Source organism: Pseudomonas sp. BE134, assembly GCF_031456105.1.
Classification (GTDB): Bacteria; Pseudomonadota; Gammaproteobacteria; order Pseudomonadales; family Pseudomonadaceae; genus Aquipseudomonas.
The window spans coordinates 74,104-96,904 of sequence record NZ_JAVDUA010000002.1; the positions used below are offsets into that span (position 1 = coordinate 74,104).

Consider the following 22,801-nt stretch of genomic DNA (forward strand, 5'->3'; position numbering starts at 1 on the left):
ATATTCTTATCGTCTATAGTGCTTTCTTACCCAACAGGCGACTTGGCCGACCGGGAAGGCTGCGATACCATCCGACTCCCCAACGGACTCCCGCCAGGACGACGCGATGAACCGAGTGTTGTACCCAGGTACCTTCGACCCTATTACCAAGGGCCATGGCGACTTGGTCGAACGCGCCGCGCGCCTGTTCGATCATGTCATCATTGCCGTTGCCGCCAGCCCCAAGAAAAACCCGCTGTTTCCTCTGGAACAACGTGTGGAGCTGGCCCGCGAGGTCACTAAACATCTGCCGAACGTTGAAGTTGTCGGTTTCTCGACGCTGCTCGCCCACTTCGCCAAAGAGAAGAATGCCAACGTGTTCTTGCGTGGTTTGCGCGCGGTGTCGGACTTCGAATACGAATTCCAGCTGGCCAACATGAACCGCCAGCTGGCGCCGGATGTGGAAAGCCTTTTTCTCACACCGTCCGAGCGTTATTCGTTCATTTCCTCGACGCTGGTCCGTGAAATCGCAGCGCTTGGCGGCGATATCACCAAGTTCGTCCACCCTGCGGTGGCCGACGCCCTCACCGAACGTTTTAAGAAATAAAGCCGGGCACCGTCTGTAGGAGCTGGCGTAGCCTGCGATCCGCAAAACGTCGCGCCCGCGTGCACTGCGGGCGCCAATGCGGCACAATTGTGCGCATTGGTTTATTGCGCCCGGGCCTGCCGCCCTGGCTGGAGTTAGCATGTCCCTGATCATCACCGACGATTGCATCAACTGCGACGTCTGCGAACCCGAGTGCCCGAACGCCGCCATTTCCCAAGGCGAAGAGATCTACGTGATCGACCCGAACCTGTGCACGCAGTGTGTCGGCCACTACGACGAACCTCAGTGCCAGCAAGTGTGCCCGGTGGATTGCATTCCACTGGACGAAGCGCATCCAGAGACTGAAGACGAGTTGATGGAGAAGTACCGGAAGATTACCGGTAAGGCTTGAGATTTTTGCTGCCTGTCTTAGCTCCCACAGGGGATTTGTGAACGACGCAAGCCCAATGTGGGAGCGAGCCTGCTCGCGATGACGTCATCAGCCACGCCGAACATTTAACTGGTTACCGCGCTTCAGCTCTGACAGCGAGGACAAAAGACGCTCGCACGCTGCCCGAGTTTCACATCCCGCAGGTCTGTGCCGCAGACCTTGCAGGGCTGATGGCCTCGGCCGTACACGAACAGTTCCTGCTGGAAGTAACCCGGCTGACCGTCACCGCCGATAAAGTCGCGCAACGTGGTACCGCCGCGCTCGATGGCAGCGGCCAGGATGCGTTTGATCTCGATCGCCAGTTTCAAATAACGCGCCCGGGAAATGCTCTTGGCTTCGCGGCGCGGATCGATACCGGCGGCGAACAGCGCTTCGGTCGCGTAGATATTGCCGACGCCCACCACCACCGCGTTATCCATGATGAACGGCTTGACCGCCATGGAGCGCCCGCGAGACTGCTGGAACAAGCGCTCGCCGTCGAACAGGTCGGTCAACGGCTCCGGTCCCAGGCGAATCAGCAACTCGTGGTTATATGGGTCGAGACTCCAGAGCATCGCACCAAACCGACGCGGGTCGGTGTAGCGCAGCGCCAGGCCGGACTCCAGTTCGATGTCTACATGCTCATGCTTGGCCGCCGGCAGACCGGCTTCCACCAGCCGCAAATTCCCCGACATGCCCAAATGGCTGATCAGCGTGCCGACTTCGGCATTGATCAACAAGTACTTCGCACGCCGTTCCACCAGCACGATGCGCTGTCCGGAAAGCCGCACATCAAGGTCTTCCGGAATCGGCCAGCGCAAGCGCCGGTCCCGTACGATCACCCGGCTGACCCGTTGGCCTTCCAGGTGCGGCGCAATTCCGCGGCGGGTGGTTTCGACTTCTGGCAGTTCAGGCATGGGGCACTCGAATCAGGCTATCCAACGCTCAGCGATGAGTGCCAAGGTCACGAATCGTTTGCTTGAGCGTCTCGAAGTCATAGTCCGAGAGGCCGACATAATCGAGCACCAGATGCCCGATGCTGTTCCATTCGTGATCTTCGGCCTGGTTGCCCAATACCCGATAGGACGCACAAATGTGTTCGGCCATCTTCAGAATCGCCAGCAGGTTCTTGAGCTGGGCATTGCGCGACGACTCATCGCTGAAGATCGCCAACGCGTTATGGTGATTGGCGATAGCGGCGGTCACATGATCCGGCAGGCGCCAGGACTTGGCGGTGTAATATCCCACCACGGCATGGTTGGTATTGAACGCCCGGTTCTCGGTGTCCACCACCCGGCATTCGGCACTGGCGTTAGCATACGCCTGTTCCAGAACCGTCATGTATTGGGGGAAACGCTGAAGCATCAACGGCACACCGCAATCGTGGAACAACCCCAGGGCGTACGCTTCATCACCGGCCTGAGCGCCAATGCGCTTGGCCAGGGTCAGGCAGGTCATCGCCACGTCTTGAGCCGTGTCCCAGAAACGGTTCAAAGTGACAATGGTGTCGTCATTCATCTCGCCCTTGATCGACTGCGCGTTGATCAGGTTGATGATTGAGCGGCTGCCCAGCAGATTCACCGCACGCTGGATCGAGGCGATCTTGTTGCTCAAGCCGTAATACGGCGAGTTGACGATCTTCAGCAACGCGCCAGAGAGGCCCGGGTCTTGGGAGATCAGCTTCGCGATCACTTCCAGGTCCGGGTCGGGCATGTACTGCTCCATCTGCAAATCCACCATGATTTGCGGCTGGGCGGGCACGCTGATGCCTTGCAGGGACTGTTGAATCTGTTCGGTCGTCAGCTCTTGGGACATAGGTACACACTCTGGGCCAGGCGCAGATTCTAGCTTCTAAAAGTTGGATCCGACACCTTGGGCCACACATCTGCTGAAGTTTCATCCATCCCCACGGCTGTCACCGCATGTCTATCCGCCAAACCGTGGCCTTGCGCAACACGCTATACTCCCGCTCTTTTTTCCGGAGCGACGTCATGTCCCTGCCTAGCCTGCGCCTTAAAGCCAACGCCGACCGTCGCCTGCGAAACGGCCACTTGTGGGTCTACAGCAACGAAATCGATGTAGCCGCCACGCCTTTGCACGGTTTCAAGGCCGGTGACCAGGCGATCCTCGAAGCGGCTGGCGGCAAGCCGCTGGGCATCGTTGCCATGAGCCCGAACAACCTGATCTGCGCCCGCCTGTTGTCGCGCGACATCAAGTTGCCGCTGGACAAGTCGTTGCTCGTTCACCGCATCAACGTCGCCCTGTCGCTGCGCGATCGCCTGTTCGACAAGCCGTTCTATCGCCTGGTCTACGGTGACTCCGACCTGCTGCCAGGCCTGGTGGTCGACCGTTTCGGTGACATCCTGGTGGTGCAGATCGCTTCGGCGACCATGGAAGCCCATAAAGAAGACGTGATCGCCGCGTTGACCCAAGTGCTCAAGCCAAGCGGCATTCTGTTCAAGAATGACTCCGCCGCCCGTGATGCCGAAGGCCTCAACCGTTACGTCGAAACCGTGTTCGGCCTGGTGCCGGAGTGGGTGGCGCTGGAAGAAAACGGCGTCAAATTTGAAGCACCCGTCATGCAAGGCCAGAAAACCGGCTGGTTCTACGACCACCGCATGAACCGCGCACGCCTGGCCCCGTATGCCAAAGGCAAACGCGTATTGGACCTCTACAGCTATATCGGTGGCTGGGGTGTGCAAGCCGCCGCGTTTGGCGCCAGTGAAGTGTTCTGCGTCGACGCTTCCGCGTTCGCCCTCGACGGCGTCGAGCGTAACGCCGCGCTGAACGGTTTCGCCGACAAAATGACCTGCATCGAAGGCGACGTGTTCGAAGCCCTGAAAGAGCTGAAAGCCAGCGAAGAACGTTTCGACGTGATCGTGGCCGACCCTCCGGCATTCATCAAACGCAAGAAAGACATGAAGAACGGTGAAGGCGCCTACCGTCGCCTGAATGAGCAAGCCATGCGCCTGCTCAGCAAGGACGGCATCCTGGTGAGCGCTTCGTGCTCGATGCACCTGCCCGAAGACGACCTGCAAAACATCCTGCTGACCAGCGCCCGCCACCTGGACCGCAATATCCAGTTGCTGGAGCGTGGCGCTCAGGGCCCGGACCACCCGGTTCACCCTGCCATCGCCGAGACTCGCTACATCAAAAGCATCACCTGCCGCCTGCTGCCAAACAGCTGATCACGCCGGCTTGACGGGGAGCCGATCGGCTCCCAGTTCTATCATCCGACATTCAATGTCAAAACTTCCTACACTTGCAGCCCTTGAGACTTGCAGGACATTTCTCTGTGTTTTTTATTTTAGAGAATATGCCTTACAAAGTTTATTCAGCCCCTCGATTGATCCGACAAAATTACTAGAACTTTCCTACTCAATCTCTCCTTGATAAGGACTCATTAGCAACTATGATTGAGTTGTCACACAGGAGTGACGCTCACTATCAACGAAAAGGAGTTCCAAACATGAAAGCAATTACTCTGGAAGCTAACAACATCGCCAACCTGGCTTTTCTGGTTGCACCCAAAGCCCGCTAAGTAAATGAAGCGCTGGGGAGTGCCGGCTACCCAGCGTTCTCTATGGAAAATCCCAGAGTGAACCGCCTACCATGCAGATAAACCCTTATCTCTTCATGCTTCCTCGCACGCCTGGTCTAATAGTTTGGGATTACAAAAATCATAAACAGTATGAACTGGACCTTGAGCATTCAACCCGGCTTGCAGAACTCATCAACAAACCGAACAGATTCAATAATAGAAACAGCATAGATATACAACTTCTTGAAGCAGGAATACTCACCACATATACACCTCCTATAATTGAGTGGGGCTGGGATGACCTGTCGAAAATATTCCATATCGGCACCAAGAACATCCCCTGCCAACATACCCCGCAAGATATTCATGAATGGTCCAGAGAGTATCTGAACCATTGCAGCGAAGTCCTGGCCACAACGACCCCGGACACGCGACTGGCGGAAAGCCTGGCAGGCGAACTGATTACGCTGCCGAAACCTGCATGCCTGCCGCAAGGCTCTCTGGCAAATACCCTGATCAACCGGAAAACCTGCCGAACCTTCACCGGGGATTCCCTCTCACTTGAAGGGGTCAGCACACTGCTCTACTTGTCCCTGGGCTACTTGCGAGAACGGGAAGATGACGTCGATGAAAGCGTTGCCGAAGGACTTGGCGCCCGGCGTACCAGTCCATCCGGGGGTGGGTTGAACGCCTGTGAGGGGTTCCTTCTTGTACAAAATGTCAGCGGCCTGAAACCCGGGTTCTATGCCTACCATCCCACCGAACATGCGTTGAGCTTCGTCAACCCACTGCCAAGCAGGCCGTTGGGGCAACTGCTGTGCGGGCAACACTTCATCAATAACTTGCCAGTCGGGCTGTTCATCACCAGTCGATTCGACAAGCTGTGGTGGAAGTATGAACACTCGCGCGCCTATCGAATGGCCTACGTTGAAGCCGGGCATATTTCCCAGACCTTCCAGTTGGTGGCCACCTCACTCGGATTGAACACCTGGCTGACCGGTGCGCTGACGGACGATCAGGTCGAAACGCTGCTGGGTCTCAATGACAGCGCAGAACAGCCTTTGTTTTTTGTCGGTTGCGGCAAGAGCAACGGCGACGTGATGTGCAAGGAGCTCAAAGCGCTGCTGAGCCCTCAGGACTCGCAACCATGACCGGTCCACTGATTGACCAGTCATCGCTTCCCGCCAGCTGGGCCGAGCGTTTCACCCTCGGCGACTGGGATAACCGGGCCGCCGTGCGAACCAGCAGGCACACCTATGTATTACCGCAGGATGTTGAACAGCAGCTGGAAACCCGACACTGGTTTCCACCAGCCTTCCTGCCGTATCTGAATCACCCGGCAGTCAAAGAAGCCGGTCGGGCAATCTCGCATCGCCTGTCGGCCAATCATCTGGTGTATTTCCTCGACTACACCACCTTGCTCGAACACCGCATCGTCAACCGATCTGTCGAAACCATCGTCCATGGCGAACTCGGCGTGTGCGTACCCCAACGCATGAAAAAGGCCGCGCTGCAGCTGTACACCGACGAGGGGTATCACGCCTTGTTTTCCAATAACCTCGCCGAACAGGTTGTAGCTCACTACGGCTTGGTCGATCGACCGGTCATGCCGCAGCGAATCACCCGACTGAACACCCTGCTCGACCGCACACCCGACAGGTACAAGCCACTGGCCTGGTTTCTCACCGGTTTCGTTTCCGAGACGATCATCGCCAAGGATCTGCTCGACATCTGTCGTGACGCGTTGGTGTGCGGCGTTCAGGAAATGCTCAGGGACCACCTCGCCGACGAGGCACGGCACAGTCGCTATTTTTCCGAAGTCTTCCACCATCTATGGCTACACCTGAACAGCGCACAACGCCTGTTCTGCGCCGGACTGTTGCCAGAGATCATTCGGGTGTTCTTTGAGGTTGATGAGCGTTGGCTGCGGGCAAGCTTTCGCAGCGTCGGCCTCAGGGAGTCAGCCTGCGCGGACATCATCGAAGGGCTATCGGACGCACAAGCCTGCTTGCAACGCGCCCGTTCGGGCGCCAGCGCCACGCTGAGCGCCCTGAACAAATCCGGGTTTTTCGATCTGCCTTTCAACCGGCAACTCTTCACCAAGGCAGGGCTATTCGATGAATGAAGGAAACGATACAGCCCATGGTAAAAAACATCGGACCATGTTCATTCTGTTGATGACCATGACGCTGCTTGGGGTTTTCCCCCTCGATGTGGTACTGCCGTCTTTTCCCGATCTGGCTGACTACTTTCAGACCTCGCCATCCGCAATTGCCCTGTCTGTCAGCGTGTTCGTCATCGGTCTGGCATTGGCTGTGGTGCTGGTCGGGCCATTGTCGGATAGATGGGGCCGCAAGAAGCTGCTGCTGGGAGGCATTGCTATCGCGACAATTGGAGCGACTGGTTGCATGGTCGCCAGCGACTACCGCTGGTTTTTGTTCTTCCGCGTGATTCAGGCGATTGGCTGCGGATCATTTTCATTGTCACAGGCGCTGATACAAGACCTTTTTGCCGGTCGAGAACGCGAGCGCATCAGGATCTGGATGGTGACGGCTGGCGGAGTGTTCATTTCAATTTCGCCACTTCTGGGAACCTGGCTGCAATCGTGCTTTGGCTGGCAAGGCAGTTTTTATGTATTCATTGCACTGGCGGTTATTGCCTGGCTAGGCGCCTACCGGCTAATCAAGGAAATCCCGTCTGCCCACAGAGCGCTACACAAGGGATTTTTCAGTGCTTATTGGCGCCTGTGTTCGGATGTACGCTTCATGGGCTACTGGTTGATTTCGGCCCTGGGCTTCGCCTGTCATTTTTCGTTCATCGTTACTTCGCCCATCATTTTCATGGAACGTCTGGCGCTTTCGCCGTATGAGTTCGCCTGGACATTGTTGCTGTATGGCGTGGCCTATGTATTCGGCGGAGTATTAGCCAGCGTGCTACATCGATACCTGCAAGCCAACACCCAGATCATTATCGGCCTGGGCCTGATTGCGGTTTCAGGCGGGGTGATGCTGTGGCTGAATCGCCAGTTCGGTCTTTCTGCGGCGACGGTGTTGATCTCCATGCTGATTTGCACCATCGGCACCACCATTGCCAGGCCAATCGCCAACTCCAAAGCCATGAGTTTCTACCCGGAAAATGCCGGGGCCTCCACCTCGGTCGGGGGCATGCTGATTTTCATGTTCGGCGGTGTAACCAGCTCGGTAATCAATCTGATGCCCGAAAACCTGACCACGACTCTGGCTCTGGGCTTTCTGACACTGAGCATTGCCGGGCTTGGAGTGAACGCAGTGATCAATCACAAGACTCAACAGGCACTCAGTACCGGGTGAAACGTGCCAGTCGTCATTCCGCACGCTCCGTCTGCACTGGATCAACGCTTCCCGGCATTCCCTCCTGACGCCAGCCGTGTAGAATCGCGACATTCATCGCCAGTCATCCCCCGGCGGGTTTATGAGCTCAAGCTGAAGCGCGCGGCGATCCCGCAAAGTTATCGGCAACTTCCGGACACACGGCCATTTCTGAGTGTTCCAGACGTCAATAGAAGCTCACTTCCCTTTTGATACCTGATTAGCCGCCCGGAGTGCTTCATGCCTGATTACCGCTCGAAAACATCCACCCACGGCCGCAACATGGCCGGTGCCCGCGCACTGTGGCGCGCCACGGGGATGAAAGATGACGACTTCAAAAAGCCGATCATCGCCATTGCCAACTCGTTCACCCAGTTCGTACCGGGCCACGTCCACCTCAAGGACCTGGGCCAACTAGTCGCCCGCGAAATCGAACGCGCCGGTGGTGTTGCCAAAGAATTCAACACCATCGCAGTGGATGACGGCATTGCCATGGGCCACGACGGCATGCTGTATTCGCTGCCGAGTCGCGAAATCATCGCCGACTCCGTCGAGTACATGGTCAACGCCCACTGCGCCGACGCCATTGTCTGTATCTCCAACTGCGACAAGATCACCCCTGGCATGTTGATGGCGTCCCTGCGCCTGAACATCCCGGTGATCTTCGTCTCCGGCGGCCCGATGGAAGCCGGCAAGACCAAACTGGCCAGCCACGGTCTCGACCTCGTCGACGCCATGGTGATCGCCGCCGACTCCAGCGCTTCTGACGAGAAAGTTGCTGAGTACGAGCGCAGCGCGTGCCCGACGTGCGGTTCGTGCTCCGGCATGTTCACCGCCAACTCGATGAACTGCCTGGTCGAGGCCCTGGGCCTGGCATTGCCGGGCAACGGTTCGACCCTGGCCACCCACAGCGACCGCGAGCAATTGTTCCTGCAAGCCGGGCGCACCATTGTCGAGCTGTGCAAGCGTTACTACGGCGAAAACGACGAGTCGGTACTGCCGCGCAACATTGCCAACTTCAAGGCGTTCGAAAACGCCATGACGCTGGACATTGCCATGGGCGGCTCCACCAACACCATCCTGCACTTGCTGGCCGCGGCCCAGGAAGCCGAGATCGATTTCGACCTGCGCGACATCGACCGTCTGTCCCGTCACGTACCGCAACTGTGCAAAGTCGCGCCGAACATCCAGAAGTACCACATGGAAGACGTGCACCGTGCCGGCGGGATCTTCAGCATCCTCGGCTCGCTGGCCCGTGGCGGCCTGCTGCACACCGACCTGCCGACTGTGCACAGCAAGACGCTGGCCGAGGGCATCGCCAAGTGGGACATCACCCAGACCGACGACGAAGCCGTGCATCACTTCTTCAAGGCCGGCCCGGCAGGCATTCCGACGCAAACCGCGTTCAGCCAGTCGACCCGTTGGGAAACCCTGGACGACGACCGTGAAAACGGCTGCATCCGCAGTGTCGAGCACGCTTACTCGAAAGAAGGCGGCCTGGCCGTTCTCTACGGCAACATCGCGCTGGATGGCTGTGTGGTGAAAACCGCGGGCGTCGACGAATCGATCCACGTCTTCGAAGGCAACGCGAAGATCTTCGAAAGTCAGGACAGCGCCGTGCGCGGCATCCTTGCTGACGAAGTGAAGGCCGGCGACATCGTGATCATTCGTTACGAAGGCCCGAAAGGCGGCCCGGGCATGCAGGAAATGCTGTACCCGACTTCCTACCTGAAATCCAAAGGCCTGGGCAAAGCCTGCGCCCTGCTCACCGACGGCCGTTTCTCCGGCGGCACCTCGGGCTTGTCCATCGGCCACGCTTCGCCAGAAGCAGCGGCTGGCGGCGCAATTGGTCTGGTGCAGGACGGCGACAAAGTGCTGATCGACATTCCGAACCGCTCGATCAACCTGTTGATCAGCGACGAAGAAATGGCTGGGCGCCGTGCCGAGCAGGATCAGAAAGGCTGGAAGCCCGTGGAAAAACGTCCACGCAAGGTGACCACCGCACTGAAAGCCTACGCCCTGCTGGCGACCAGCGCCGACAAGGGTGCGGTGCGTAACAAGGCGATGCTCGACGGGCTGTAAGCGTCAATCGCAGAAATAAAAATGCCCCGCCAAGTGCGGGGCTGATCGTTCCCACGCTCCCGCGTGGGAACGATCAGCTTCAGTGCTTACTGAATCTCTTCCGGCTTGACGATCACCCAGTTCTTGTCCGCCGTGACTTCCAGCCCTTCCTGGGCCTGGACCGCAGCGTTCTTGGCCATCATGCCGTTAATCTGAGTCATGTATTTGTCTTTGCGGTTGACCCACAAGTGGATGCCGCCCTTTTTCACGTCGACGCTGTGGAACAGCATGTAACCGTCGCTGCTCGGGGTGTCGCCACCGACCAGCACCGGTTTTTTCCACTGATCGATGTAGGTCAGGATTGCCGCTTGTTTACCAGCCATCCAGGTCGCCGGGGTCCACAGGTACGGGGTCAATTCGAGGCCAAGGTTAGCCTTCTCGTCATACTTGCCCGCAGTGATCTGTTTGCGCGCGGTGGTCAGTTCGCCGGACTTCGGGTCCTTGAGCAACAAGCTCACGCCGATGACGTTCTGTGGTTTGACGTTGTAGCCGTACTTGGGATCGGAGGCGACCATACGCACCAACTCTTCAGAGGCGGCGGTCATCACGTAGACCTCGATGCCGTTCTCCATCAGTTTGTTGTACAACTCAGTCTGGCCGGTGAAGACTTTCGGCGGGTTAACGTCGAGTTTTTTGACGACGTCGCCTTCGTAATAAGTGGTGGGCACTGGTTTGCCGGACGCCATCAATTCGTCGACATAACCTTTGAGTTCCTTGAGCGTGAAACCAGAGAACACTTGGGCGACCCAGGGGTAGCACACCATGTCGTCGAGTTCGCAGAGGCGGTAGTAGTAGCTGAACAGACTTTCCTTGTGGTCGGCGGTGTCTTTGAACGGAATCAGTTTCAGAGAGGGGTCGAGTTTGTCGCGGGTGATCAGGCCCTTGTTTTCCATGAACGGCAGCAACGACTCTTCCAGGTCGTAGCGGTAACTGGTGTTGTCCATGTCGAACACCGCGTAGTTACCTTTGTTGGCGTTGGCGGCAATCATTGCGTCCAGCGCCTTGGCCTGATCGGCCGGCCAGTGTTTCAAGTCGGTGGCGAATACCTGGCCGGCAAGGCCCAGGCAAAGTGCGGCAGCCAGTAATTTCGGTACTAATTTCATCGACATGCTTCTCCTTATTAAACGTCCCTGAATTTGGAAGACATCCACGCTAACAAATAAGTGTGACACTCCTCGTCTGCCAGCGACCGCTACCGTACCCATCACGCCAACTGCATCCCTGACAGCGACACCGGCTTATTCCAAAAACGACAGACACCCTCTGTTTTTGATATTAATTCATTAGATATCAAGCTGTTAGGCTTGCCGGCTCGCGGCTGCCCCGGAAGGTAGCTGGCACATGTCTGATCGGAGTGTTTATGAATCTGCCGCTGATCCTCAATCTGCTGGTGTTCCTTGCCCTGCTGTTTGGCCTGGCACAAACCCGTCACTCCACCTGGAGCCTGGCGAAAAAAGTCCTGCTCGCGCTGGTGCTGGGCGTGGTGTTTGGTGTGGCGCTCCACACCGTTTACGGCACCGGCAATCCGGTATTGAAAGCCTCGATCAGCTGGTTCGATCTGGTGGGCAACGGTTACGTGCAGTTGCTGCAAATGATCGTGATTCCACTGGTGTTCGCCTCGATCCTCAGCGCCGTGGCCCGCCTGCACAACGCGTCGTCCCTGGGCAAGATCAGCTTCCTGACCATGGGCACACTGCTGTTCACCACCACCCTGGCGGCGTTGATCGGCATCGGTTTGACCAACCTGTTTGGCTTGACCGCTGAAGGCCTGGTGGCCGGCACTCAGGAACTGGCGCGCCTGCAAACCATCCAGTCCGACTATGCCGGCAAGGTCGCCGACCTCAACGTGCCGCAACTGCTGCTCTCATTCATTCCGCAAAACCCGTATGCCGATCTGGCTCGCGCCAAGCCGACCTCAATCATCAGCGTGGTTATTTTTGCAGCGTTCCTCGGGGTCGCTGCGCTGCAATTGCTGAAGGATGACATCGAGAAAGGTCAGAAAGTGATCAACGCCATCGACACCCTGCAAGCCTGGGTAATGCGTCTGGTGCGCCTGGTGATGAAACTCACCCCGTACGGTGTACTGGCGCTGATGACCAAAGTGGTCGCCGGCTCCAACCTCCAGGACATCATCAAGCTCGGCAGTTTTGTGGTGGTGTCCTACCTCGGTCTGGGCCTGATGTTTGTGGTTCACGGCGTGTTGGTGTCGGCGGCCGGGATCAACCCGCTGCGGTTCTTCCGCAAGGTCTGGCCGGTGCTGACGTTTGCCTTCACCAGCCGCTCCAGCGCCGCGACGATTCCGCTGAGCATCGAAGCGCAGACCAGCCGTTTGGGCATCCCTCAGTCCATCGCCAGTTTCGCCGCATCGTTCGGCGCAACCATTGGCCAGAATGGCTGTGCGGGCCTGTACCCGGCGATGTTGGCGGTGATGGTGGCGCCGACCGTGGGTATCAACCCGATGGACCCGCTGTGGATTGCAACGCTGGTGGCGATTGTGACGCTGAGCTCGGCCGGTGTAGCAGGCGTGGGCGGTGGCGCGACGTTTGCCGCACTGATCGTGCTGCCGGCGATGGGCTTGCCGGTGTCACTGGTGGCGTTGCTGATTTCGGTCGAGCCGCTGATTGATATGGGGCGTACGGCGCTGAATGTCAGTGGTTCGATGACGGCCGGGGCGATTACCAGCCAGATCATGCAGCAGACGGATAAAGAACTTCTGGGTGCGGATGAGCATTCGGAGTTGGTTCACGCTTAAATTCTTTAGCGTCTGATCTGGCCTCATCGCCAGCAGGCTGGCTCCCACAGGGGATTTGGGGGATTACACAATCTGTGTTTCACCTCAAACTCACTGTGGGAGCCAGCCTGCTGGCGATGCTTTTAGGCTTTTTCCCAGACTTCGAAATTGTACGCCGGCTTATCGCCTTCAGCCGGATTCGCCACATTCGACACCAGTTTCCACTGGTTCAAATCAAACTCCGGAAACCACGCATCCCCCTCCGGGCTCAGCGCCACGCGCGTCAGGTACAACCGGTCCGCCTGAGCCATCCCCTGCGCATACAACTGCGCGCCGCCAATCAGCATCAGTTCATCGACGCCCTGCTCTTTTGCCCAGGCTTCGGCGCGAACCACGGCGGCCTCCAGCGACGGATAGACTTCCGCGCCTTCCAGCACCAGATCGAGCTGACGGCTGACCACGATGTTCAACCGCCCCGGCAGCGGTCGTCCGAGGGAATCCCAGGTGTTGCGACCCATGATGATCGGCTTGCCGAGGGTGGTGGCCTTGAAGTATTTGAAGTCCCCCGGCAAGTGCCAGGGCATGCTGTTGTCGACGCCGATCACGCGGTTTTCACCGAGGGCTGCGATCAGGCTGAGGGGGAGTGATTTAGTCATGCCGACGAGGATACCAGAGCCATCCGTACCCCGATAAGCGCCACAGCGGTTATGCTCACAGCTCAATGGAGCGACGGGATGGCGCGTGACTGAACTGACTGGATTGCAAAACCTCTGGCTGACCGAAACCGTACGCCTGCGTGAAGAACACGCCGGCCCCCTGGAAGATCTGGAAGCCAACCGACTGGCCCGCAGCGCCGGCGGTGACCTGCCGACACGGATTCAACGTCGGGCCATTTGGCTGGCCGAACGCGATGGTTTGGCCAGCGCCCTCCAGCACTGGCTGCAAGGCGCGCGGTTGGCGCTGATCGTGCTGGCAGTGCTGGCGGTGGTCAGCGGCGCCGGTCTGGCCTTTGCCGCGATGGGCGACGGACAGTTCCCGGTGAACGTGTTCTGGGCCTTGGGCAGCCTGCTCGGGCTGAACCTGATTCTGTTGCTGAGCTGGGCGCTGGGCCTGCTCTTCGCCGGCGAACAGGGCGCCACCCTCGGGCGCTTATGGTTGTGGCTCAGCGAAAAACTCGCCCGCGATGCCAAAGCCGCACAACTCGCCCCGGCCCTGCTGTTGTTGCTACAACGACAGAAACTCAATCGCTGGGCCATCGGCACGTTGGTCAACGGCCTGTGGCTGCTGGCAATGCTCAGCGCCCTGGCGATTCTGCTGACGTTGATGGCCACCCGGCGCTACGGCTTCGTCTGGGAAACCACTATTTTGAGCGCTGACACTTTCGTCGCCATGACTCAGGCCCTCGGCGCGCTGCCGGCCTTGATCGGCTTCAGCGTACCCACCGTGGAGATGATCCGCGCCAGCGGCGACGCTGCGCTGAACATCGAAAGTGCCCGTCAGGCCTGGGCCGCCTGGCTGGTGGGTGTCCTGCTGATCTACGGGGTACTGCCGCGTCTGCTACTGATGTTGTTTTGCCAGTGGCGCTGGAAAACCGGCCAAGCGAAATTGCATCTGGACCTGAACCTGCCCGGCTATGCGCAACTGCGCGAACGATTGATGCCCACTAGCGAACGCCTGGGTATCAACGATGCAGCACCGGAGAAACTCCATCGTGTGGAAGGCGGTGTCACTGATCAGCAAAGCGACGGTGCCCTGCTGGTCGCCATCGAACTGGATGACCAACGCCCATGGCCGCCGCAACTGCCGAAAACCGTGGGCAACGCCGGCGTTCTCGACAGCCGTGAATCGCGCAATCGACTCCTCGAACAATTGAGCCGCTTTCCACCCGCGCGCCTGGCCATCGCTTGCGACCCACGTCGCTCGCCGGACCGTGGCAGCCTGGCGCTGATCGCCGAACTGGCGCGCAATGCCGCGGCCACCCGCGTCTGGCTGTTGCAAGCACCACCTGGCGAAGCGCTGGATGCCGAACGGCTGGGCGACTGGCATATAGCGCTGCAAAACCTGGAGCTGCCGTTCGCCGATTGCGCACCGCTGAACTGGCTGGAGAGCGGTCATGACTAATGCCTGGAAGGCACCGTTGAAGCTGGCCGTGGTCGGCCACACCAACGTCGGCAAAACTTCATTGCTGCGCACGTTAACCCGTGATGTCGGTTTCGGCGAAGTGTCCCATCGCCCCAGCACCACGCGCCACGTCGAAGGCGCGCGCTTGTCGGTGGATGGCGAGCCGTTACTCGACCTCTATGACACGCCCGGCCTGGAAGACGCCATCGCCCTGCTCGACTACCTCGAACGCCTGGAGCGTCCGGGCGAGCGCCTCGACGGCCCGGCACGCCTGGGCAGATTCCTTGAGGGCAGTGAAGCCCGGCAGCGCTTTGAGCAGGAAGCCAAAGTGTTGCGGCAACTGCTCACCTGCGACGCCGGCCTCTACGTGATCGATGCCCGCGAACCGGTGCTGGCCAAGTACCGCGACGAACTGGAAGTGCTGGCCAGTTGCGGCAAGCCGCTGCTACCGGTGCTGAATTTCGTCAGCAGCGCCAACCACCGCGAACCGGATTGGCGCGAAGCGTTGGCGCGTCTGGGCTTGCATGCCCTCGTGCGTTTCGACAGCGTCGCCCCGCCGGAAGATGGCGAACGTCGCCTCTATGAAAGCCTGGCCCTGTTGCTGGAAAACTCCCGTGAACAGCTTGAGCGATTGATCGCCGATCAACAGGCTCAGCGCCTGGCCCGTCAGCAAAGCGCGGGGCGGCTGATTGCCGAGTTGCTGATTGATTGCGCCGCCTGCCGGCGCAGCGTGGCCAGCGATGCGGAGCAGGAACAGCACGCCATCAGCGAACTGCACAAAGCCGTGCGCCAGCGCGAACAACGTTGCGTTGAGGCGCTGCTCAAGCTTTACGCGTTTCGCCCGCAAGATGCAGCGGCCAGTGATCTGCCGCTGCTCGATGGCCGTTGGGGCGATGATCTGTTCAACCCGGAAACCCTGAAACAGCTCGGTGTGCGGGTCGGCAGCGGGATCGCCGCCGGCGCAGCAGCCGGGGCCGGAGTCGACTTGCTGGTGGGCGGTCTGACCCTCGGTGCGGCAGCATTGGCCGGCGCGATTGCCGGCGGCGCACTGCAAACCGCGCGCAGCTATGGCAGTCGGTTAATGGGCAAGATCAAAGGCCAACGAGAGCTGACCATCGATGACAGCGTGCTGAGGCTGTTGGCATTGCGTCAGCGCCAACTGCTCCAGGCGCTGAACGCGCGCGGGCACGCGGCAATGGACAGCATTCAGGTCGCCACGCCGCAGGACAAGACCTGGCGCGAAGGCAAGTTGCCCGAAGCCCTGAACAAGGCTCGGGCGCATCCGCAGTGGTCCTCGCTCAACCCGCAGTCAAAGCTGAATCAGGGGGAAAGGCAGGAGCAGATTGAGGTGTTGGCGCAGCAGTTGTAGAGCTTGAGGCTTTGCGGTGATCCTGCTGATCCCTTCGCGGGCAAGCCCGCTCCCACAAGGGCAACGGTGAACTTGTGGGAGCGGGCTTGCCCTAATGCCAGTCAGTTAAGCCAAACCGCACTTTGTAGCAGCTGGCGAAGCCTGCGTTCGGCTGCGTAGCAGTCGTGAAACCTGAGTTTGCGGTCTTCCTGAAACACCGCATCGCCTGATTTCACGACTGCTGCGTCCGAACGCGGCCCGAGCCGAACGCAGGCTTCGCCAGCTGCTACGTACAGTGTTATGGCTTAACTGATCGGCATTAGGGCTTGCCCGCGATGGCCTTCATTCGGTCTAAAGCCCGATCACCACCAGCCAACTTTCAAAAACTCGCGCACCAATGCACTGACCCGGCTTCGATCCGTGCGATTCGCCCGGCCATCGTTGTCCACGTCTGTACTCAACACCACCGAGTACACCCCGTCGTTATCAAGGTCGTGAACAGCCGCTTTATAGGCAATTTGCGCCCCTTCATGGAAGTGCAGCCTCACCGTTTCGGGGGTGCCATCGGCGCTGGGGTTTTGCGAGAAGATGCGCAAATGCCGCACCTCGCTTTCGCCAGCGTTGTACCAGGCACATTTCAAATAGGTTGTGCCCAATCGCTTCAACCTGTGCAGGTCCGCTTGCGTGGCTTCGCGCTGTAGCTGTTCATCCTCATAAAAGTGGACGTGCAAGGTATCCGGCTGGCCTTGACCGCTTTGATCCTGTGCGATGACTTTGAGATAACGCATCCATGCGCTCCTGTCGAAAAGTTCAGCCTGGACCTGATCGACTCTACGGTCCATACCCCCAATTCGCTATCGCACGTGGGGCAAGTCAACACACTTCGCGGGACAACAGACCCGCAGCCTTGCGCTTCAAGATGTCGAGATCAGTGAGCGGCACGTGCGTTTCCTTGGCCAACTCATCCCACTGACGCATGCGCAAACTGACCTCACACAGAGGATCCTGCTCGAAGGCTTCAGCCTCGGCAGCATTCATAACGCCGCCCTGATATTCCAGCGTGCGCCGGCTGGCTTCGCTCAATCGTGCGTAGTACCCGGGTTCCTTCAACGTCAGATAACGCTTGGCCTGCACGTGGTATTCCACCAGTCGAGCCATGCGCTCGCTGAACCCAGCGCGGCGCAAGTAGTCGGCGCCCAGCCGTTCGTGGCTGACCACGCCGAAGCCGCCCATATTCTCGGCGCTTTCTTCGCAGATGTGCCCGATGTCATGGAAGAACGCGGCCAGCACCACTTCATCGTCGAAGCCTTCGGCCATCGCCCGTTGCGCGGCTTGGGACATATGTTCGACCTGTGACACCGGCTCGCCGATGTAGTCGCTGTCGCCAAAGCGTTCATACAGACCGAACACCTCGGCGATCACCTGTGCGGGGTTGCCCATCAACGCTCTCCCAACAAAGTCGCCACATTGCGTTCAGCCATCGCCGGTCCGACGCTCATGCCGACGCCAGTGTGCATCAGTACAACGCTCACACCCGGCATCGGTCGCAGTAAGGAGAATGGCCCCGGCCCCCGTGATCCATAAACACCCTGCCAGCGCTCAACCACTTGCACCTTGCAGCCCAACGTCTGCTCGGCCAATTCAATCATCCAGTCGTCCACTTGCTCGGCGTTGAACGGCGAGGGATCGCTGCCGTAGTGGTGAGAGTCGCCGATGATCAATTCGCCATAGGGTGTCGGGCTGATCAGCAAGTGAATACCGTTGTCATGCAGATGCGGCTCGTCTCGCAGAATCTGCGCCTGCACCGCCGCCGCTTCCGGCAGATCGGCAAAGGCGCCGTAGTGCACGCAACTCAAACCGGTGAGCAACGCATGTTGCAGATTGAGGTTGATCTGGGGGCGGGCGCGGAGCATTTGCAGGCGGCAGATTTGCGGGTTGAGCGCGGCAATCGGCTCGGCCAGCAACGTCTGATAATCGTGGCCGGAGCACACGATGATCTGCTCGGCGCTGAAGGTGCCGGCAGTGCTGTGCAAGCGGCCCGGCTCGACGTCGCGGACCAGCGTCGAAAAGTGAAAAGTGACGCCGAGTTCGCGGCGCAGGTAGTCGATCAACGCCGCAATCGCCTCGCGGGAATACAGTTGCTGATCGTCCATCCCGTGCAATGCAGCGCGGTGATGGCTGAACTGGCCGCCGTACAGATCACGCAATGCAGCACCGCGCAGCAGCTCGACGCGGTAACCGTGTTCCACAGCGCGGCCGGCGCAAAACGCCTCAAGCAGATGTTCTTCCGCTTCGGTGCGAGCGAACAGGTACGAACCGTTGCGCTTGAGTTGCAGGCCGGCGAGTTGCGCCCATTGGCCCCAGATCTCACGGCTAGCCTTGGCCAGTTCGAGCATCGGGCCCGGCGGCTGACCAGTAACGAGCGCCTGACCGAAGTTGCGCACCGAGGCGCCCAGGGGCGTTTCGCTGCGTTCGAAAACCGTGACGTTGAGACCGCGTCGGGCGGCGGCGTAAGCGTGGGACAGGCCGAGGATGCCGGCGCCGACGATCAGCATGTCGTTGTGTTGTGTCATGAAGTTACCCCAATGATCGTTCCCACGCTCCGCGTGGGCATGATTCCCGTGACGCTCTGCGTCACAGTGGACGCAGAGCGTCCATGGCTGCATTCCCACGCGGAGCGTGGGAACGATCGGTGTCAGTTACTTGGCAGCCACTTTCTCGGACTTGCCGTCATAGCGCTTGCGCCATTCGGTCAGGATCTCGTCGCGGTTTTTCGAGGCCCAGGCGAAGTCGTTCTTGATCAAGCGCTGCTCATAGTCAGCCGGCAATTCGGTCTGCGGTTTGGCGATACCTGGCTGAGCCAGCACAGCGAAGTTCTCTTTGTACAACTCCATCGCCGCCGGGCTTGCCGAGAAGTCAGCGAGTTTCTTCGCCGCGTCTTCATGCGGCGTGCCCTTGATCACGGCAGTCGCTTCGATCTCCCAGCCCAGGCCTTCTTTCGGCAGGATGATGTCCAGCGGCGCGCCCTGGCGCTTGAGCTGAACGGCGGGGTATTCAAAGGAAATACCGATCGGGAATTCGCCAGCAGCCGCCAGTTTGCAAGGCTTGGAGCCGGAGTGAACGTACTGGCCGATGTTCTGGTGCAAACCGTCCATGTACGCCCAGCCCTGCTGCTCGCCGAAGGTTTGCAGCCAGGCGCTGACATCGAGGAAACCGGTGCCGGACGAAGCCGGGTTGGGCATGACGATCTTGCCTTTGTACTCAGGCTTGGTCAGGTCCTGCCAGCTGACCGGTTTGGTCAGGCCCTGCTTCTCAGCTTCGACGGTGTTGAAGCAAATGGTCGCGGCCCAGACGTCCATGCCGACCCAGGCTGGCGGATTGGCGGGGTCGCGGTAGTTGCCACCGATTTTACCGAGGTCCTTCGGCGCGTAACTTTGCAGCATGCCTTGCTGGTCGAGAATCGCCAGGCTCGAAGCGGCCAGGCCCCAGACGGCGTCGGCTTGCGGGCGGGCTTTTTCGGCCAGCAGTTTGGCGGTGATGATGCCGGTGGAATCGCGCACCCACTTGATCTCGACGTCCGGGTTGGCCTTTTCGAAGGCTTCTTTGTAGGTCTTCAGTTGTTCGGCTTCGAGGGCGGTGTACACCGTCAACTCGGTTGGCGCCGCAAAGGCGTTCAGGCTGAAAGCAGTGAGGACAGCAGCGGCCAGGGCCATAGGCTTGAACATGATCTTTTCCTGTTTTTGAGTTGAAGGGCTTTCGGTTTTAGGAGCAGCGAATCAATTGCCGGGCGCCGTTTGCCGCCAGGCCTGGGAGCGACGCAACAAACCGCGCGAAGCCCAGGCCAGCAGCAGGGACACACCCGCAGAGGTGATCAGAATCAGGGTCGACATCGCTGCCGCACCGCCGACATTGCCGGCGTCATCCATGTTCAGCACCGCCACCGCCGCGAGGATGGTGTCGGGGCTGTAGAGGAAGATCGCTGCCGAGACGGTGGTCATGGCCGAGACGAACAGGTAGCGCACGATGTCCAGCAACGCCGGCAGGCAGATCGGCACGGTGACCCGCAGGTAGTGCCGATACAGCGGCGCCTTGAGCGACAGCGCGGCGGCTTCGAACTCAGCGTCGAGCTGACGCAACGCGGTGGTCGCGGTCATCTGCGCGGTGGTCAAATAGTGAGCAATGGTGCAGACCACCAGCAGGGTCATGGTCCCGTAGAGCACATGCAACGGGTTGCCGCTGAGGTTGAAAAAGAAGACATAACCCAGGCCCAGCACCAGACCCGGCACCGCCATCGGTACGAAACTGAGCATGCGCAAGCTCAGATTCAGTCCGCGCTGAGCTTTGGTTTTTTCCATCAGGTAAGCGCCGGTGAAGATCAGCACGCTGCCGATCAACGCTGTGCACAGGGCCATCTTCACGCTGTTGCCATAGGCCAGCCAGCCGCCACCCGCCGTGTCGTTGAACTGGTAATGGTTGAGCGACAGCGACAGGTTGTACGGCCAGAACTTGACCAGCGAGGAGAACACCGCCATGCCGAACACCAGCAGCAACGCCGCGCAGATCAGCAACACGATAGCCAGGTAGCAGCCGTCGCGCAGTTTCGAGGCCGCTGGTTTGAACACTTGGGCACGGCCGCTCATGGAGTCGCCATGACGTCGGCGCAACCACGCATCGACGCCGAAGCTGAACAGCGCCGGCAACAACAGGACCATGCCGATCAACGCGCCGCGACCGAACTGCTGCTGACCGACTACGGCCTTGTAGGCTTCCAGCGCCAGCACTTGATAGTCACCACCGACCACCACGGGCACACCGAAGTCGGTGATGGTCAGGGTGAACACCAGGCAGAACGCAGCGAACACGGCCTGACGGGTCGCCGGCCAGGTGATGCTGCGAAAGGCTTTGGCAGGACTGGCGCCCATGCTGGAGGCGGCATCGAACAGTCGCGCATCCGCCAGGGACAGCGCCGACAGAACAATCATCAAGGCATGTGGGAAGGTGTAGATCACCTCACCGAGCACAATGCCCCAAAAGCCGTAAATATTGTCCGAGAGCAGACCGCGCAATAGGCCCTGATTGCCGAACAGGTAAACCAGCGCAATACCCGGCAGCATCGACGGCGCCATCAATGGCAGCAGCGAAATCCCGCGCCAGATGCCCTTGCCGGGAATCAATGTGCGTTGCAGGGCGTAGGCAAACAGATAGGCCAGCGGTACGACAATCGCCGCGACACTGAGGGAAACCTTGAGGCTGTTACCCAGCAACCAGTGGAAATTCTCGCTGGTCACCAACTCCCGCGCGGCCACCAGACCACCACCCTGCCCGGCCTCCGAACTGAACCCGCGCCAGAAGATCGCCAGCAATGGCATCAACACGGCGACGCCGAGCAACACCAGCAACAGGACTTTGCCGCCGACCACGAACACCCGGTCGCCGATTTCAGCGCGGGAGGTCTGCCGGACCTGCTTGTGCGGTATCGGCAGCGCGAGGTTCGCGCTCATCAGGCAAACACCTGCAGGCTGCGCGGCGGCAAGGCGACCATGATCTGCTGGGCGCCGAGGCGCGGCATGGCTTCCGGCGCCAGTTCAGCCAACAACGGGTGACCCGGCAATTGGTCGAGTTCGAAACTCATGCGGCAACGGTTGCCGAGGAAAGTGATTTCGCGAACCTTGGCCGCAAACAGGTTTTCTTCATGCACCAGCGGGTTGACGTTGATCGCTTCCGGGCGGCAGAACAAACGGCCCGACGCAGTTTTCGCGCTGCCATCGGCCAGACGCATGTTCAGCCCGCCGACCTGGGCGTGGCTGTCGCTGCTGCGCTGGAACGGCAGCCAGTTGCCCTGGCCGACGAACTCCGCCACAAAGGGTGTTGCCGGACGGTCGTAGATTTCCTGCGGTGTGGCGTACTGCTCGACCTTGCCGTTGTTCATCACGGCGATGCGGTCGGCCATCAGCATGGCCTCGTCCTGATTGTGCGTGACCATCAGGGTGGTGATGCCGAGGTTGCGCTGCAATTGGCGCAACTCGGTGCACAGATGCTCGCGAACCCGGGCGTCGAGCGCCGACATCGGTTCGTCCAGCAGCAGTAACGAAGGCGCTGGTGCCAGGGCCCGCGCCAGGGCGACGCGTTGCTGTTGGCCACCAGACAGTTGGCCGGGGTACTTTTTCTCACTGCCGAGCAGGCCGACCAGTTCCAGCATCTGACCGACACGCTTGCGCACTTCGTCACGACCGCTGCCCGCGAGGCCGTAGGCAATGTTCGCTTCGACGGTGAGATTGGGGAACAGCGCGTAGGACTGGAAGAGAATGCCGTAGTCCCGCGCCTGAGGGGCCAGATGGGAAACGTCACGATCCCCCAGGTACAACTCACCGCTGTCCTGCTTTTCCAGACCGGCAATGCAGCGCAGCAAGGTGGTTTTGCCACAACCCGACGGGCCCAGCAGGCACACCAGCTCCCCCGCCGCCACGTCGAGGGAAACGTTATCCAGCGCGGTAAAGGCGCCAAAGCGTTTCTGCACGCCGCGCACCTTCATCGGGGCGCCGGGGTTGGTCAGGGCAGTTGCGATCGAATGGTTCATGGACAGGCCTCATCAAGCAG

General features: G+C 59.7%; 20 protein-coding genes. 10 read left to right on the top strand and 10 right to left on the bottom strand.

All coding sequences use genetic code 11. From position 1 onward, the window contains the following. Nucleotides 1-106: 106 nt before the first annotated feature. Nucleotides 107-586: a pantetheine-phosphate adenylyltransferase gene (coaD, locus tag J2Y56_RS02410; RefSeq protein ID WP_007945531.1), complete on the top strand. Its 480-nt coding sequence runs from the start codon at nucleotides 107-109 to the stop codon at nucleotides 584-586. A 139-nt stretch (nucleotides 587-725) separates the two neighbouring features. Next, a complete protein-coding gene (locus tag J2Y56_RS02415) occupies nucleotides 726-977 on the top strand; it encodes a YfhL family 4Fe-4S dicluster ferredoxin (RefSeq protein ID WP_007945532.1) in 252 nt (83 codons plus the stop codon). A 122-nt stretch (nucleotides 978-1,099) separates the two neighbouring features. Here the strand turns inward: J2Y56_RS02415 and mutM are convergent, their stop codons facing one another. Together mutM and J2Y56_RS02425 are read right to left on the bottom strand one after the other, a co-directional pair. After that, nucleotides 1,100-1,912, bottom strand: coding sequence for a bifunctional DNA-formamidopyrimidine glycosylase/DNA-(apurinic or apyrimidinic site) lyase (gene mutM, locus J2Y56_RS02420; protein WP_310348468.1), 813 nt, complete (start codon nucleotides 1,910-1,912; stop codon nucleotides 1,100-1,102). 28 nt (nucleotides 1,913-1,940) lie between these two features. Beyond that, nucleotides 1,941-2,756 (bottom strand): HDOD domain-containing protein, encoded by an 816-nt coding sequence (locus tag J2Y56_RS02425; protein ID WP_177323427.1) that lies wholly within the window; start codon nucleotides 2,754-2,756, stop codon nucleotides 1,941-1,943. Between the two features lie 230 nt (nucleotides 2,757-2,986). Between J2Y56_RS02425 and J2Y56_RS02430 the strand changes: the two genes are divergently transcribed. The 5 genes from J2Y56_RS02430 (at nucleotide 2,987) to ilvD (ending at nucleotide 9,965) form a co-directional block, all read left to right on the top strand. Further along, nucleotides 2,987-4,183, top strand: a complete 1,197-nt coding sequence (locus J2Y56_RS02430) for a class I SAM-dependent rRNA methyltransferase (protein WP_007945535.1) — start codon at nucleotides 2,987-2,989, stop codon at nucleotides 4,181-4,183. Nucleotides 4,184-4,607: 424 nt separating this feature from the next. Continuing rightward, on the top strand, nucleotides 4,608-5,687 hold the full coding sequence (locus J2Y56_RS02435) for a SagB family peptide dehydrogenase (protein ID WP_007945536.1): 1,080 nt from the start codon (nucleotides 4,608-4,610) through the stop codon (nucleotides 5,685-5,687). Further along, on the top strand, nucleotides 5,684-6,661 hold the full coding sequence (locus J2Y56_RS02440) for a diiron oxygenase (RefSeq protein WP_007945537.1): 978 nt from the start codon (nucleotides 5,684-5,686) through the stop codon (nucleotides 6,659-6,661). Before J2Y56_RS02435 ends, J2Y56_RS02440 begins: the two co-directional genes overlap by 4 nt. After that, nucleotides 6,654-7,865, top strand: a complete 1,212-nt coding sequence (locus tag J2Y56_RS02445; RefSeq protein WP_310348472.1) for a multidrug effflux MFS transporter — start codon at nucleotides 6,654-6,656, stop codon at nucleotides 7,863-7,865. The genes J2Y56_RS02440 and J2Y56_RS02445 overlap by 8 nt, the downstream gene beginning before the upstream one ends. 258 nt (nucleotides 7,866-8,123) lie before the next feature. Next, nucleotides 8,124-9,965, top strand: coding sequence for a dihydroxy-acid dehydratase (gene ilvD / locus J2Y56_RS02450; RefSeq protein WP_007945541.1), 1,842 nt, complete (start codon nucleotides 8,124-8,126; stop codon nucleotides 9,963-9,965). Between the two features lie 86 nt (nucleotides 9,966-10,051). Here the strand turns inward: ilvD and J2Y56_RS02455 are convergent, their stop codons facing one another. Then, the gene (locus J2Y56_RS02455) at nucleotides 10,052-11,107 is read right to left on the bottom strand and encodes a haloacid dehalogenase-like hydrolase (protein WP_310348651.1); all 1,056 of its coding nucleotides are present in this window, start codon (nucleotides 11,105-11,107) and stop codon (nucleotides 10,052-10,054) included. Nucleotides 11,108-11,364: 257 nt separating this feature from the next. Between J2Y56_RS02455 and J2Y56_RS02460 the strand changes: the two genes are divergently transcribed. Further along, on the top strand, nucleotides 11,365-12,756 hold the full coding sequence (locus J2Y56_RS02460) for an L-cystine transporter (protein ID WP_310348475.1): 1,392 nt from the start codon (nucleotides 11,365-11,367) through the stop codon (nucleotides 12,754-12,756). A 122-nt stretch (nucleotides 12,757-12,878) separates the two neighbouring features. On the opposite strand, the gene J2Y56_RS02465 is transcribed toward J2Y56_RS02460, so the two are convergent. Next, a complete protein-coding gene (locus J2Y56_RS02465; protein ID WP_007945544.1) occupies nucleotides 12,879-13,391 on the bottom strand; it encodes a dihydrofolate reductase in 513 nt (170 codons plus the stop codon). Between the two features lie 85 nt (nucleotides 13,392-13,476). Here J2Y56_RS02465 and J2Y56_RS02470 point away from each other — a divergent pair, with 85 nt between their 5' ends. Both J2Y56_RS02470 and J2Y56_RS02475 read left to right on the top strand, forming a co-directional pair. Then, complete coding sequence (locus J2Y56_RS02470; protein WP_310333457.1) at nucleotides 13,477-14,856, top strand: DUF2868 domain-containing protein; 1,380 nt, start codon at nucleotides 13,477-13,479, stop codon at nucleotides 14,854-14,856. Further along, nucleotides 14,849-16,225: a GTPase/DUF3482 domain-containing protein gene (locus J2Y56_RS02475; RefSeq protein WP_310348477.1), complete on the top strand. Its 1,377-nt coding sequence runs from the start codon at nucleotides 14,849-14,851 to the stop codon at nucleotides 16,223-16,225. Before J2Y56_RS02470 ends, J2Y56_RS02475 begins: the two co-directional genes overlap by 8 nt. Before the next feature lie 341 nt (nucleotides 16,226-16,566). On the opposite strand, the gene J2Y56_RS02480 is transcribed toward J2Y56_RS02475, so the two are convergent. The 6 genes from J2Y56_RS02480 to J2Y56_RS02505 all read right to left on the bottom strand — a co-directional run bounded on the left by J2Y56_RS02480 (nucleotide 16,567) and on the right by J2Y56_RS02505 (nucleotide 22,781). Next, nucleotides 16,567-16,992 (bottom strand): hypothetical protein, encoded by a 426-nt coding sequence (locus J2Y56_RS02480; protein WP_007945547.1) that lies wholly within the window; start codon nucleotides 16,990-16,992, stop codon nucleotides 16,567-16,569. Nucleotides 16,993-17,077: 85 nt separating this feature from the next. After that, nucleotides 17,078-17,644, bottom strand: coding sequence for a phosphonate degradation HD-domain oxygenase (locus J2Y56_RS02485; protein WP_007945548.1), 567 nt, complete (start codon nucleotides 17,642-17,644; stop codon nucleotides 17,078-17,080). Then, nucleotides 17,644-18,777, bottom strand: a complete 1,134-nt coding sequence (locus J2Y56_RS02490; protein WP_033049201.1) for a TIGR03364 family FAD-dependent oxidoreductase — start codon at nucleotides 18,775-18,777, stop codon at nucleotides 17,644-17,646. The genes J2Y56_RS02485 and J2Y56_RS02490 overlap by 1 nt, the downstream gene beginning before the upstream one ends. A 126-nt stretch (nucleotides 18,778-18,903) precedes the next feature. Further along, a complete protein-coding gene (locus J2Y56_RS02495) occupies nucleotides 18,904-19,929 on the bottom strand; it encodes a putative 2-aminoethylphosphonate ABC transporter substrate-binding protein (RefSeq protein WP_007945550.1) in 1,026 nt (341 codons plus the stop codon). A gap of 51 nt (nucleotides 19,930-19,980) precedes the next feature. Beyond that, entirely contained in the window at nucleotides 19,981-21,705 is a 1,725-nt protein-coding gene (locus tag J2Y56_RS02500) for a putative 2-aminoethylphosphonate ABC transporter permease subunit (RefSeq protein ID WP_310333452.1), read from the bottom strand. Continuing rightward, on the bottom strand, nucleotides 21,705-22,781 hold the full coding sequence (locus tag J2Y56_RS02505; protein WP_007945552.1) for a putative 2-aminoethylphosphonate ABC transporter ATP-binding protein: 1,077 nt from the start codon (nucleotides 22,779-22,781) through the stop codon (nucleotides 21,705-21,707). The genes J2Y56_RS02500 and J2Y56_RS02505 overlap by 1 nt, the downstream gene beginning before the upstream one ends. Nucleotides 22,782-22,801 lie beyond the last annotated feature (20 nt).